We start from the raw sequence: 12,765 nt of genomic DNA, 5'->3' as shown, positions 1-12,765 counted from the left end.
ACGATGATGGAAAGAGAACGCTTGGTCAGAGAACTGCTCTACCAGATTCGCCTGGGTGAAGATTCCCGTTACGAATTCAAACGGGTCACATTTAAAGGCAATAAAGTCGATGGCCCCGAACAAAGTGACCTGGCCAGCGAATTTGCCGCCTTTGCCAACGCCAAAGGCGGCTATGTCATTCTCGGAGTGGATGATAAAACTCGTGAAGTTCTGGGTATCCCTGAAGATAAAATTGATGCTGTGCAAAAACGGATAACAGGCGCCTGTCAGGACAATATCACCCCACAACTTAACGTCTATACCCGCATCATCGAACTGCCCGATCACCAAGGCAACCAGCACCCAGTAATTTATGTGCAGATCGACAAAAGTCTATTTGTCCATACCAGCCGTGGCCGCTATTACCACCGCATCAACGAATCAAAGCGTGAAATGACCCCCGACTACCTGGCACGCTTACTGATGCAACGCAGCCAAGCCCGCATGATCTGGTTTGATGAACAACCCGTGCCCCGCACCACAGAGACCGATCTGGACCAGCCGCTGGCCCATCGTTTTTTACGTGGTGACCAACCCGCTGCCCTGCAACTACGCAAACTCAAGCTGCTAACCGAGGATGACGACAAAAACACCCGCCTCAGTGTCGCCGGCGTGCTCATGGCCACCACCACTCCCGAGCAATGGTTGCCAGGCGCCTATATTCAAGCGGTCTGTTATCGCGGCCAACACCGTGACGCCAATGACCAACTGGATGCACAGGATCTCTGCGGCCCACTGGATCAGCAGGTAATTCAGGCACTCGCCTTTGTTGAACGCAACATGAAAACCGCCGCCACCAAAATTATTGGCCGCAAAGACATCCCACAGTACAGCCTCAAGGCATTGTTCGAGGCTCTGGTCAACGCCGTCGCCCATCGCGACTACGCCATACCTGGCAGCAAAATCCGTCTTCACATGTTTAGTGACCGGCTGGTGATCGCCTCTCCCGGTGCACTGGTCAACACCCTGGAAGTGGATGATTTGGAGCTACGCCAAGCCACCCGCAACCAACTCATCGCCACCCTGCTGGCCCGCTGCACCATCGACAACCCCAATGTAGAACGCGCCATGATGATGGACAAACGAGGGGAAGGCGTGCCTCTTATCGTACGGGAATCAGAACAACTCTCTGGTAAAAAGCCGGAATACCAACTCGTGGGGGAAGAGCTGCAACTGACTATCTATGCTGCTACCACCCCTGGAGTCGGCGCATGACCATTGATCGTCCGACAGAATACCTCCTCAGCATCCTCCAGGAGCTGCGTAAACTTCCGAATGAAACTGAATGGGTGGAGTTCAAACATAATAACGACGAACCGGATGAGATCGGCGAATACATCTCCGCCCTATCAAACTCAGCCGCCTTGCTGGGGAAAATCAGTGCCTGGCTGGTATGGGGTGTAGATAACGACACCCACGACATCATTGGCACAATCTTCAAACCTGCATCGACAAAGATTGGCAATGAAGAACTGGAAAGCTGGCTGCTGCGCCTGCTCAACCCCAAAATCAATTTCCGCTTTCACACCCTGCAAGTGGGTGAGCAACCTGTGGTGATGCTGGAAATCAGTGCAGCCTCACGTCACCCCGTACAATTCAAAAACAACGAGTTCATCCGCATAGGCTCCTACAAGAAAAAACTCAAGGAGTTTCCTGAAAAGGCACGTGAGCTATGGCGCATCTTTGATCGAACACCGTTTGAGTTGGAAATCGCAGCTGAGAACATCAGTAGCGATGACGTGCTACGTCTGCTCGACTATCCAGCCTATTTCGACCTACTCTCACTGCCACTCCCTGAAGGACGGGACGGCATCCTCGCCGCATTAAAAGCAGATGAGATGATTACCACGGGCCAAAGCGGCAAATGGAATATCACTAACCTGGGTGCCGTGCTCTTTGCCAAACGGCTCGGGGATTTTCGCCATCTCAAACGCAAGGCGGTGCGGGTAGTGCTGTACAAAGGTGAAAACAAGGTCGAAACCATCCGCGAACAGGAGGGGACAAAAGGCTACGCTGCCGGATTTGAGGGATTGATCGACTTTGTTACCAACCTGCTACCCAGCAACGAAGTCATCGGCCAGGCACTGCGCAAAGAGATACCCATGTTCCCGGAGCTAGCCATCCGCGAGCTGGTGGCCAACGCCATCATCCATCAGGACTTTCACGCCACCGGCACCGCGCCGATGGTCGAGATATTCTCCAATCGCATGGAGATCACCAACCCCGGCCTGCCCTTGGTCAAAACCGACCGCTTTCTGGACAGCCCACCCAAATCCCGCAACGAAGCACTGGCTTCGTTCATGCGCCGAATCGGGGTCTGCGAAGAGCGCGGCAGCGGTGTAGACAAGGTGGTCTTCCAGACCGAATTCTATCAACTGCCCGCGCCGCTGTTTGAAACCACAGACGAGCACACCCGCGCCATCCTCTTCGCCCACCGCGACCTGAAAAATATGGACAAAGAGGACCGCATCCGCGCCTGTTACCTCCATGCCTGCCTGAAGTATGTGCAACGGGACTATATGACCAATACCACCCTGCGGGAGCGGTTTGGCATAGAGGACAAAAACCGCGCCACAGCCTCCCGAATCATCAAAGAGACATCAGATGCCGGATTGATCCGCTGCTATGACGAGACCGTTGGCACCAAAGCAAAAAAATACCTGCCATGGTGGGCCTAGCCATGAAAAAGCATTTGCTTGACGGGTGCTTGACAGAGCGAGGGGCTGGCCGCCCCTTGCAGAGCCGCTTTTTCTTCTATTTCAATAAGTTAATGACAGACAACTTGCTTGATGTCCATTTAATTCATAATGCCAAGAACCCACATCGAATCAGTAGGAATTTGCTTGATGGGTGCTTGACCAGCGCAGGGAACGGCCTTTCCTAAAATAGATATTCACACTAAAAATCAAAATGTTAACGTGTATTATTTTGGTTGATGGTTATTTGATAGAACGCCTATTACGCCACGGCTATAGCCAGTGGCCAAGAGAACGACTAAAAGCATGAGCACCAATAAACAGAAACTCGAACTCACCTGGATCGGCAAACACAAACGCCCACGCCTGGAGCCGCGCATCCTGCTGGAGGATAAAAGCCTCTCCTACCATGCCGAAGCGCCCAGGGCGATGGTGGATGACCTATTCGCCGAACCCGGCGACCTGCCCCAGCCTCATGACGACAACCTGCTGATCCACGGCGACAACCTGCTGGCGCTCAAGGCGCTGGAGCAGCAGTATGCGGGCAAGGTGAAGTGTGTCTTCATCGACCCGCCCTACAACACCGGCAGCGCCTTTACCCACTACGACGACGGCGTGGAGCACTCCATGTGGCTATCGCTGATGCGGGACCGGCTGGAGGTGATTCGTCGGCTGATGAGTGATGATGGTTCGTTGTGGATTACGATTGATGACAATGAAGCGCACTATTTGAAGGTGCTTTGTGATGAGGTGTTTGGGCGGCAGAATTTTATTTCAAACGTAATTTGGCAGAAGAAATTTTCTCCTCAAAATGACGCAAGATGGTTAAGTGATAACCACGATCACATTCTTGTTTATGCGAAACAAAAAGATCGTTGGGCTCCTATCCAGCTTCCTAGAACTGAGCAAATGGATCAAAGATACAAAAATCCGGATAACGATCCAAGAGGACCATGGGCATCAACTGACATAACACGGGCAGAGCACCGCGACCGTGACTATTGGGGAATGGAAACTCCTTCAGGAAAAGTCATTTTTCCCGCAATGGGCAGAAGCTGGAGTAGACCCAAAGAGAACATCGAAAAACTGGCAGCAGATAACCGCCTTTGGTTTGGCCCAAAAGGGGACAGGATGCCACGATTAAAGAAGTTTATTAACGAAGTTAAAGATGGGGTTACACCAATGTCCGTCTGGCTTCACAATGAGGTGGGCCACAATCAAGAATCAAAAAAAGAAATCGTTGCACTATTTGGAAGAGATGTTTTTAGCACCCCCAAACCTGAGCGCTTAATCGAGCGAATACTCCACATTGCCACCAACCCCAACGACCTCGTCCTCGACTCCTTCGCCGGTTCCGGCACCACTGGCGCGGTCGCCCACAAGATGGGCCGCCGCTGGATCATGGTGGAGCTGGGCGAGCACTGTAAAACCCACATCGTGCCGCGTCTGAAAAAGGTAATCGACGGCGAGGATCAGGGCGGTATCAGCAAGGCGGTCAATTGGCAGGGCGGCGGCGGTTTCCGCTATCTGCGCCTGGCGCCGTCGCTGCTCAAGCGCGACAGCTGGGGCAACTGGATCATCAACAAGGAGTACAACCCGGAGATGCTGGCGGAGGCGATGTGCAAACACATGGGCTTCAGCTACGCCCCCAGCCGCCAGCACTTCTGGATGCACGGCCACAGCACCGAGAGCGATTTTATCTATGTGACCACCGGCAGCCTCAGCCACGACCAGCTGCGTAAACTCAGTGATGAAGTCGGCCCCGAGCGCACCCTGATGATCTGCTGCAAGGCCTTTATGGCCGAAGGCGACTTCCCCAACCTGACGCTGAAAAAGATCCCCCAGGCGGTGCTGAAGAAGTGCCAGTGGGACCACGACGACTACAGCTTTACCCTCAACGTGCTGGGCGATGATGAGGAAGAGGGCTGGGAGCATGAGTCGCTGGATGATGACAACGAAGAGTAAACACAACCGTAGCCTGGATGGAACGAAGTGGAATCCGGGAGGCCGCTGGCGCCAACCCCCGGATTACGCCTCTGGCTTCATCCAGGCTACGAATAAAAATAATCACGTGGGCATTCCCACGCAGAGCATGGGAACGAGGATTTAAGAGTCATGATTGATAGTGGACAGAAGATCGCCAACCAGCTTACTGCCCGTCTTTCGTTGCGCGACCCGCAGCGGGATTCGCTGGACATTCTGGTGGATATTCTTGAGCAGCTGAATCTGAGCAAAGCCCCGGACCTGGCGCGCTGGTTATCTGTTATCCAGCCGCAATACCCGACGGTGAAGGCGTTTGAACGCAGCTTCCCCTCGCTCTGTTTTGCGCTGGCGACCGGCGTGGGCAAGACACGGCTGATGGGGGCGATGATCGCCTGGCTCTACCTCACTGGCCGCAGCAGCCACTTTTTTGTATTGGCCCCCAACCTCACCATCTACGAAAAGCTGAAGCAGGACTTTACCCTGGGCAATGCCAAGTATGTGTTTGCCGGTATCCCGGAGTTGGCGCAGACGCCGCCGGTGATTATTACCGGCGAGGACTATGGCGATGGCCGTGGCGTGCGGCTCGACTATGCGGTGCCGCAAACCCTCACCGCCGATATCTTTGCCTATGAGACTGCGCCCCATATCAACATCTTCAACGTCTCCAAGATCAACGCTACCGACAACAAACAGGGGGCCGCCAAATCCAAGGTGGCCAAGGTGCGGCGTTTGCAGGAGTGTATCGGCGACTCTTACTTCAACTATCTGGCGGAGCTGCCTGATCTGGTGGTGCTGATGGATGAGGCGCACCGCTACTACGCCAGTGCCGGGGCGCAGGCGATTAACGATCTGAACCCGGTGCTTGGCATCGAGCTGACCGCTACACCCAAAACGGTGGGCGCCAAGCCACGTGAATTCAGCAACATTATTTTTCACTACCCGCTGGCCAAGGCGCTGGAAGATGGTTATGTGAAGATCCCCGCCGTGGCGACACGTCGCGATTTTCGCGCCAGTGATTACAGCCAGGAGCAGCTGGAGAAGATCAAACTGGAGGACGGCATTCACCATCACGAATATGTGAAGGTGGAGCTGGAGACCTACGCCCGCAACAGCGGAGCCAAGCCGGTGAAACCATTTATGCTGGTGGTGGCGCAGGATACCCAGCACGCCAGCGAGTTGAAACAGCGGGTGGAGACGCTGTTCGAGGGGCGCTACAAGGGCAAGGTGATCGAGGTGCACTCCAATCAGAGCGGCGAGGAGTCGGACGAGGCGATGCAGCGGCTACTGGCGGTAGAGCACGATAACAACACCGAGATCGTCATCCATGTGAATAAACTCAAGGAGGGGTGGGACGTGACCAACCTCTATACCATCGTGCCGCTACGCGCCTCCGCCTCGGAGATTCTGACCGAACAGACCATCGGTCGTGGCCTGCGCCTGCCTTATGGCAAGCGTACTGGCGTAGAGGCGGTGGACCGTCTCTCCATCATCGCCCATGACCGTTACCAGGAGATCATCGACCGCGCCAATGATGAGGGGTCGATCATCCGCAAGACGGTTTATATCGGTAGTGATGAGGATGATTCCGGCATTCCCGACACCCGGCCGCAGATCATTACTACGCCCTCTTATGCGGTGATGGCGGCCACCGGCCAATCCGCCACCAACAATGATGTTGCGATTGCGGAAGAGCATGGCCAATACCGCAAACCATTCACTGCCGAACAGACCAAGGTCGCCGAGATCACGCTAAAAGTGGTGCAGGAGGAGGCGGCCCGCCTCACCTCATCCAGACAACTACAAGATGAAGGGGTGCGCCAGAAGGTGGTCGAACGGGTGCAGCGGGTGGTCCGTGAGAACATCCCCACTCAGAATGCTTTGCCCGGCATGGAACTGGAAGACGCTCTCACCGATGAGAAAGTGGCAGAGATTGTTCACAACGTCACCGAGCGGCTGGCGGAGCTGACTATCGATATCCCGCAGATCACGGTGCTGCCTACCCGTGAGGTCAATTATGGCTTTAAGGATTTTAATCTGGGTGGCCTTGAGAAGATCAACTTCCAACCGGTCACTCAGGAGATTTTGTTGCAACACCTGGAGGACAATCGCATCACCCGCATCAAGTGGGGTGCGGACGAAGCCAGAGAGGAGATTCTGGAGAACTACATCGTGCGTAATCTAATGGCGATAGATGCCATCGACTACGATGAACATGCGGGACTGCTCTACAAACTGGCCGGTCAGGTGATTGCGCGGCTTGGCAGTTATCTGGGCGGTGAGCGCGCCAAGATCGAAAACGTGCTGATCTATTGGCAGAAGCAGATCAGCGACTTTGTCTGGGCGCAGATGAAGGCCAACAGCTGGTCTACCCCCACGGACTACATCGGCCGGGTGACTCAGGGCTTTGATATCCTCCGCCCCACCACCTACATGCTGGCCGCCGGGGAACAGCCACGGGATTTCCGCGCCCCCATTACTAATAAATCACAGATCAAGCAGATGGTGTTCAAGGGCTTTAAGCGTTGCTGTTATCCCTACCAAAAGTTTGATTCCGTTGACGGTGAGTGGCGCTTGGCGCAGTTGTTGGAAAGCGATGACGACGTGCTGCGCTGGATGAAACCCGCACCAGGACAGTTTCGCATCGAATACATCAATGGTAAAAATTATGAACCCGACTTTGTGGTGGAAACCAAAAGCTGTTGCCTCCTGATCGAGCCAAAGCGCGCTGATCAGATTCCGCTGGAAGAGGTTCAACAGAAAGCCAAAGCGGCGGTGCGCTGGTGTCGTTTTGCCAATGAGAGCGCAGAAAAAACCGGCACTAAAAAATGGCACTACCTGCTGGTACCCGATAATGCGATTGAGCTGGGGCGGAGTATTGCGGCGTTGCAGTCTGAGTTTGTTCACATGTAGTGGCGCCATGGGCGTGAGAACTCGATTAATTGGGCTTCATTAGATTTTTTGCAAAAGAATGCACCTGAACCAGCCCTGTGCCATCGCCGGTGTGTCACTGACTACCGCCAATTGAGGGCACCCCGCCAGCAGGTCTTCAAATACCACATCGGTGCGCGTGGCAAGCTGGCCCAGCAGGGGGCTGATCAACCGCCGCAGCGGCGCGGCCTGTCCGGGGCGCAGGAACTTGTCGAGTATGAATATTCTGCCGCCCGGCTTGAGCACACGCGCCGCCTCCGCCAATGCCTGTTGCGGTTTTGGCACTACGGCCAGGATGAGATGCATGATAACGGCATCGAAGGTGCCATCGGCATAAGGCAACGCCATAGCATCACCCGCATGTAGTGCGACGCTTTTGCCAATACACTTCTCACGAGCGCGGCGCAGCATGGCAAGTGTGTAGTCCACCCCGATATATTTGGCGCCCGATGGCAGCAAAGGAATATCCAGGCCGGTACCGATGCCGTCGATGAGGATGCTCTGCCCGGTAACATCGCCCAGAGTGCGTAAACTGGCAGCACGCGCCGTACGCGTTGCGGCGCTGATCATAAGATCGTAAAGGGGAGCGAATAGGGTATAGCTGTGGCTTAGGCTCATATTTTCAACCGGGAAAGGTTTCACGAGTATAAATAAAGAGTCTACCATCGAATTTTCAGATGAAGTCCATCAGCGAGGAGCGTAGCATAATCCCGGCAAATCCAGCGGCGCGGGCTATCCGTAAAAAGGGCGATGCTGGGGTTCTGCGCATGTACGGATAGACGGGCACGCCACGAGTGGCCGTGCCAGCATCCAGAAACCGCGCACTAAGCGCTGATTCATTTGTTACGCCACAGAGAAATAGGCTTGACGCCTGCCGTTACATTCGGCAAACATGTATCGAATTTGAATAAACATCGTAGCTGCAGCGCAAAGCCGGGCATTACCATAGCCAAAGGAAACCATCAAATGATACGCAGCATGACCGCCTTCGCGCGCCAGGAACGGAATACCGAATGGGGCACCCTCGCGTGGGAGCTGCGCTCGGTCAATCACCGTTTTCTTGAGGCATCCATCCGCCTGCCCGAGGAGCTGCGCGGGCTGGAGCCGCAGGCCAGGGAACACGTTGCGCTCCGGCTCAACCGCGGCAAGGTAGAGTGCCATCTGCGGTTTCAGTCAGCGTCTCAGGCGCCCACTGAGCTTGTGCTCAACAAGGAATTTGTCAGTCGCCTGGTGCAAACCAGCCGCGAGGTGGATCGCCTGCTATACAGCTCGGCCCCTGTCAACTCCCTGGATATCCTGCGCTGGCCCGGCGCGCTGCAAGCGGTCGAGATCAATCTAGAGCCAGTATGCGAGGCCGCCCTGTTATTACTGGATGAGACGCTAGCAAGCCTGACGGAAGCCCGTGCCCGGGAAGGAACCAGGCTTAAGGTGATGCTTGAGCAGCGTTGCGATGCCCTATCGGCGCTGGTGACGCAAGTGCGGGCGCGCCTGCCGGAGATCAGGGCGCGGTTTCGTGAGCGGCTAGCCGGCCGCCTGGCCGAAATCAAGGCCGAGCTGGACCCAGCGCGTCTGGAACAGGAGATGGCACTGCTGGCCCAAAAAATAGATGTAGACGAAGAAATGGAACGGCTGGGCAGCCACGTCGAAGAAATGCGCCGAACACTGAGTCAGAACGAGCCCGTCGGGCGGCGCCTGGATTTCCTCATGCAGGAGCTAAACCGCGAAGCCAACACCTTGGGTTCAAAATCGGCGGATATCGAAACCACCCGCGCCTCGGTGGAGATGAAAGTGCTTATTGAGCAGATGCGCGAACAGATACAGAATATTGAGTAGCAATTTTTATTGAGCCTATTAAGCCGGGATTTATGTCAAACACCAACAACGTCCCTGTACCCCAGGGAACTTTATACATCATATCCGCACCCTCCGGCGCGGGAAAAACCAGCCTTGTTAAGTCTTTAGTTGAGAAGACTGCGGGGATCAGCGTATCCATATCACACACCACCCGCCCGATGCGCCCAGGCGAACAGGATGGCGCACATTATCATTTCGTTGATCAGGCCACGTTTGGCGCCATGATCGAGGCTGGAGCCTTCGTCGAATATGCCCGTGTATTCGACAATTTTTATGGCACCTCGCTGACCGGCGCGCTGGATAAAGTGCGCGAAGGCGTCGACGTAATCCTGGAGATCGACTGGCAAGGCGCGCAGCAGGTGCGGCGGAAAATTCCGGAGAGTGTCGGCATCTTTATCCTGCCGCCGTCGCGTGCCATCCTGGAACAGCGCCTGCGCGCGCGGGGCCAGGATAGTGATGAGGTCATTGCGCGGCGCACACGCGAAGCGGTCGCTGAAATGTCACATCACGCCGAATTTGATTATCTGGTGGTGAACGACGACTTCGACACCGCCCTGGCGGATTTGCAGTCCATCGTCCGGGCGCGGCGGCTCAGAATGGCAGCGCAGACCGCGCGCCAGGAAAAGCTTTTGGCGGACCTACTGACGGCCACCTGAAAATACATGCGCGCCACACACCGCAACATAGTATAATTTTAGACCCACAACCCTTTAGGAGTCCTGCTTATGGCACGTGTAACGATAGAAGACTGCCTTGCCAACGTCGATAACCGTTTTCAGCTTGTGCTGGTGGCAGCCAGACGCGCACGACAGCTCGCCTCGGGCGCGCAGTCGATGGTCGCCTGGGAAAACGACAAGGCGACAGTGGTGGCGCTGCGCGAAATCGCCGCAGGCCGGGTAGACCGCTCTATTCTGGATGAGGTTGTCGCCGCAGAGCACGCTGGTGTATCCCAGGTCCAGGAAGAGGAGCTGCAGGGAGAAGTATAGGTTCAGTGTGTCAATAAACACGCCCAGATCAACGTACGATTTTCCACTTACCGCCAACGCCGAGACCAACGCTGGCGTTGCTACCGATGGCGTGCAGACCGCCCCGGCGTTTTCAATAGATGACTTGTGCGTCATGCTCGGCACCTATCTCGAGCATGACCAAATAGCCCAGATCCGCCGCGCCTATCAATTTGGCGAAGCGGCGCATGAGGGGCAGCAGCGCCTCTCCGGTGAACCCTATATCTCCCACCCACTGGCCGTGGCGCGCATCTTGGCCGAGATGCGTCTGGACCACCAGAGCATCATGGCCGCCATCCTGCACGATGTCATTGAGGACACCGGCACAGCCAAGGAGTATCTGACCAATCAGTTTGGCGAGGAAGTTGCCGACCTGGTAGACGGCGTCAGCAAGCTCACTCAGATCAAATTCCGCTCCAAGGCCGAAGCCCAGGCCGAAAATTTTCGCAAGATGGTACTGGCCATGGTGCGCGATATCCGCGTCATCCTGGTCAAGCTCGCCGACCGGCTGCACAACATGCGCACGCTGGGGGCTATGGCACCCGATAAACGCCGCCGCATTGCAAATGAGACCCTGGAGATTTACGTTCCCATCGCCAATCGCCTGGGACTCAACACGATGCGCCAGGAATTGGAAGAGCTTGGGTTTGCCTCCCTCTACCCCCTGCGTTACCGTATCCTTGCCGAGGCAGTGCGCAAGGCGCGCGGCAATCGCAAGGAAATCTTGCAAAAAATCGCAACCGCCATTGAAGAGCGGCTCAACCAGGAAGGCCTGGCGGGGCGCGTCCAGGGGCGCGAGAAACACCTCTACAGCATTTACCAAAAGATGCGCAACAAGCACCTTTCCTTCTCCGAGGTGTTTGATGTCTATGCCTTCCGCATCATCGTCGACAGGGTGGACGCCTGTTACCGTGCGCTGGGTATTGCCCACAACCTTTACAAGCCTGTACCTGGCAAGTTCAAGGATTACATCGCCATCCCCAAATCGAATGGCTATCAGGGCGTCCATACCGTTCTGTTTGGACCTTATGGCGTGCCCATTGAAATTCAAATACGTACCGAAGACATGGACAAGGTGGCCGAATCGGGCATCGCCGCGCACTGGTCATACAAGGTGGGCGACAAGGCCGGTGGCGCACAGGCGCGCGCCCGCGAGTGGCTGCGTGAACTGTTGGAAATTCAGAAGAGCGCCGGCAATTCGCTGGAATTCATTGAAAACGTCAAGATCGACCTGTTCCCGGATCAGGTCTACGTATTCACCCCCAAGGGCAGGATCATGCGCCTGATGCGCGGCGCCACCGCCGTGGATTTCGCCTACGCAGTGCATACCGATGTCGGCAATAGCTGCGTTGCGGCGAAGATTGATCGGCATCTGGCGCCGCTCAGCACCCCGTTGAACAACGGCCAGACCGTCGAGATCGTTGCCGCCCCTGGCGCGCAACCGAACCCGGCCTGGCTCAACTTCGTGGTGACAGGCAAGGCACGCGCCAACATCCGCAATTATCTGAAGAACCTCAAAAGCGAAGAGGCAATCAGTCTGGGCAGACGTTTGCTGGACAAGTCGTTGGCCGAGTTCAACACTGCACTCGCCAAGTTGCCGCGCGAACGCTTCAACCTGGTGCTGGAAGAATTCAAACTCAAGTCGATCGAAAGCCTGTACGAGGATATCGGCCTGGGCAACCGTATGGCGGCCTTGGTGGCGCGCCGCTTGGCGCCATTGGAAAAAGAAGCAAGCGAACGCAGCCGGGGGATCAAGGATGTCCTGACGCGCTACGTGCCGGGATGGCTCAAAGGAGGCGAGCGCGCCACGCACCGACCACTGGTGATCAAGGGCACGGAGGGTATGGTGGTGACCTTCGCCAAATGCTGCCATCCCCTCCCGGGTGACCAGATCCTGGGATTCGTCACGGCGGGAAGGGGCATTGTGATTCACACCGAGTCCTGCAAAAACGTTGCGGAATTCCGCAACCGCCCGGAAAAGTGGATCGACGTGCAGTGGGCGACTGGCATCACCAGCGAATTCCCCGTTGAAATCCGCGTCGACGCACTCAACCAGCGTGGTGCATTGGCCACCGTAGCCGCCGCCATTGCGGAAATGGGCGCCAACATCGACAATGTCAGCATCGAAGAACGTGACGGCAAATACAGCACACTCACCCTGATCATCGAAGTGCGCGACCGTATACATCTGGCCAAAATCATGCGGCGGGTGCGCTCAATAGAAATGGTTGCGCGGATTCTGAGGACCAAGGGATGAACAG

The 12,765-nt window shown here is 55.9% G+C and carries 9 protein-coding genes; 8 read left to right on the top strand and 1 reads right to left on the bottom strand.

Going from position 1 to position 12,765, the window contains the following annotated elements:
- Positions 1-3: 3 nt before the first annotated feature.
- The 4 genes from M3A44_04635 (at position 4) to M3A44_04620 (ending at position 7,628) form a co-directional block, all read left to right on the top strand.
- Entirely contained in the window at positions 4-1,254 is a 1,251-nt protein-coding gene (locus M3A44_04635; protein MEQ6340943.1) for a putative DNA binding domain-containing protein, read from the top strand.
- Positions 1,251-2,717 carry a putative DNA binding domain-containing protein gene (locus M3A44_04630; GenBank protein MEQ6340942.1) on the top strand — a complete coding sequence of 489 codons (1,467 nt, stop codon included), beginning with the start codon at positions 1,251-1,253 and terminating at the stop codon, positions 2,715-2,717. The genes M3A44_04635 and M3A44_04630 overlap by 4 nt, the downstream gene beginning before the upstream one ends.
- Positions 2,718-3,041: 324 nt before the next feature.
- Entirely contained in the window at positions 3,042-4,700 is a 1,659-nt protein-coding gene (locus M3A44_04625) for a site-specific DNA-methyltransferase (protein MEQ6340941.1), read from the top strand.
- A 150-nt stretch (positions 4,701-4,850) separates the two neighbouring features.
- Positions 4,851-7,628: a DEAD/DEAH box helicase family protein gene (locus M3A44_04620; GenBank protein MEQ6340940.1), complete on the top strand. Its 2,778-nt coding sequence runs from the start codon at positions 4,851-4,853 to the stop codon at positions 7,626-7,628.
- Between the two features lie 39 nt (positions 7,629-7,667).
- Here the strand turns inward: M3A44_04620 and M3A44_04615 are convergent, their stop codons facing one another.
- The gene (locus tag M3A44_04615; GenBank protein ID MEQ6340939.1) at positions 7,668-8,264 is read right to left on the bottom strand and encodes a class I SAM-dependent methyltransferase; all 597 of its coding nucleotides are present in this window, start codon (positions 8,262-8,264) and stop codon (positions 7,668-7,670) included.
- 348 nt (positions 8,265-8,612) lie between these two features.
- Here M3A44_04615 and M3A44_04610 point away from each other — a divergent pair, with 348 nt between their 5' ends.
- The 4 genes from M3A44_04610 (at position 8,613) to spoT (ending at position 12,761) form a co-directional block, all read left to right on the top strand.
- A complete protein-coding gene (locus tag M3A44_04610; protein MEQ6340938.1) occupies positions 8,613-9,479 on the top strand; it encodes a YicC family protein in 867 nt (288 codons plus the stop codon).
- A 32-nt stretch (positions 9,480-9,511) separates the two neighbouring features.
- The gene (gmk, locus tag M3A44_04605) at positions 9,512-10,156 is read left to right on the top strand and encodes a guanylate kinase (GenBank protein ID MEQ6340937.1); all 645 of its coding nucleotides are present in this window, start codon (positions 9,512-9,514) and stop codon (positions 10,154-10,156) included.
- 69 nt (positions 10,157-10,225) lie between these two features.
- Positions 10,226-10,486, top strand: a complete 261-nt coding sequence (gene rpoZ, locus M3A44_04600) for a DNA-directed RNA polymerase subunit omega (GenBank protein MEQ6340936.1) — start codon at positions 10,226-10,228, stop codon at positions 10,484-10,486.
- Positions 10,487-10,619: 133 nt separating this feature from the next.
- Positions 10,620-12,761 (top strand): bifunctional GTP diphosphokinase/guanosine-3',5'-bis pyrophosphate 3'-pyrophosphohydrolase, encoded by a 2,142-nt coding sequence (spoT, locus tag M3A44_04595; GenBank protein MEQ6340935.1) that lies wholly within the window; start codon positions 10,620-10,622, stop codon positions 12,759-12,761.
- Positions 12,762-12,765 lie beyond the last annotated feature (4 nt).

This window comes from Gammaproteobacteria bacterium (assembly GCA_040183005.1).
Lineage (GTDB): Bacteria > Pseudomonadota > Gammaproteobacteria.
This window is presented reverse-complemented; position numbering and strand designations above follow the sequence as displayed.

What these genes read in the sequence shown, in the direction of transcription:
- M3A44_04635 (MEQ6340943.1), top strand. Translation starts at nt 4, where the DNA reads ATGATGGAAAGAGAACGCTTGGTCAGAGAACTGCTCTACCAGATTCGC.
- M3A44_04630 (MEQ6340942.1), top strand. Translation starts at nt 1,251, where the DNA reads ATGACCATTGATCGTCCGACAGAATACCTCCTCAGCATCCTCCAGGAG.
- M3A44_04625 (MEQ6340941.1), top strand. Translation starts at nt 3,042, where the DNA reads ATGAGCACCAATAAACAGAAACTCGAACTCACCTGGATCGGCAAACAC.
- M3A44_04620 (MEQ6340940.1), top strand. Translation starts at nt 4,851, where the DNA reads ATGATTGATAGTGGACAGAAGATCGCCAACCAGCTTACTGCCCGTCTT.
- M3A44_04615 (MEQ6340939.1), bottom strand. Translation starts at nt 8,264, where the DNA reads ATGAGCCTAAGCCACAGCTATACCCTATTCGCTCCCCTTTACGATCTT.
- M3A44_04610 (MEQ6340938.1), top strand. Translation starts at nt 8,613, where the DNA reads ATGATACGCAGCATGACCGCCTTCGCGCGCCAGGAACGGAATACCGAA.
- gmk (MEQ6340937.1), top strand. Translation starts at nt 9,512, where the DNA reads ATGTCAAACACCAACAACGTCCCTGTACCCCAGGGAACTTTATACATC.
- rpoZ (MEQ6340936.1), top strand. Translation starts at nt 10,226, where the DNA reads ATGGCACGTGTAACGATAGAAGACTGCCTTGCCAACGTCGATAACCGT.
- spoT (MEQ6340935.1), top strand. Translation starts at nt 10,620, where the DNA reads ATGCTCGGCACCTATCTCGAGCATGACCAAATAGCCCAGATCCGCCGC.